At 69.0% G+C, this 723-nt stretch carries 1 protein-coding gene; it reads right to left on the reverse strand.

What is annotated here, in order from left to right; translation table 11 throughout:
- Positions 1-723 (reverse strand): MFS transporter (locus ACFW2E_RS18590; RefSeq protein ID WP_384467680.1); only part of this gene is annotated, 723 nt, incomplete at both ends.

The following is a 723-nucleotide window of genomic DNA, read 5'->3' on the forward strand; positions in this document are numbered from 1 at the left end:
GCCCCATGACGCCCATGGTCGCACGCGACATGATCGCGTTGCCGATGGTGAGGTAGGTGGTGAAGGCGGCGGTGGAGTGCGCCACCATCATGAGCCCGATGAAGATGCCTCCGAGGACGAAGCTGGGCACCACCATGAGCCGGGCCCGGTCGTGGAAGTACCGGTCGAACAGCCACCCGCCCAGGACGGTTGCAGCCGCCGCCGCGAACCACGGAATGGCTGCGAGCCACCCGGTGTCGGCAAGCTGGACGTGCCGGACGTCCATGAAGTAGCTGGGCACCCAGGTCAGGAGGCCGTAGGCTACGATGTTCCCGCCGCCCAACAACGCGGCGACCTTCCACATGGCCGGCGTCCGCAGCAGCGTCCACGAAGGAACCGGCGTCCGGGTCGCGGCCCCGGCCGAGGACTCGGCCCCCATGGAGGCGCCGCCCAGCTCCTCGCGGCTCAGCTTCCTGGGCAGGAAACGCCAAAGGATCACTGCCATCACCAGGCCGAGACCGGCGACGAGCAGGAATGTGCTCCGCCAGCCCACCAGGGCCATGGCGGGGGCCGCGATCAGCGGTGCGAGTGCCGCCCCGAGGCTGTTCGACGACAGCATGGTGCCGATCGCCGCGCCTCGACGTGACGGCAAGGTGCGTTCGCTCAGCGCCTTGATGGATGCGCCGGGGAAGATGCCCTCGCTGACGCCGAAGAGGATGCGGACCAGCAGGAGCACAGCGAACC

This window comes from Streptomyces sp. NPDC058964, from assembly GCF_042741275.1.
In the GTDB taxonomy this organism is placed as follows: domain Bacteria; phylum Actinomycetota; class Actinomycetes; order Streptomycetales; family Streptomycetaceae; genus Streptomyces.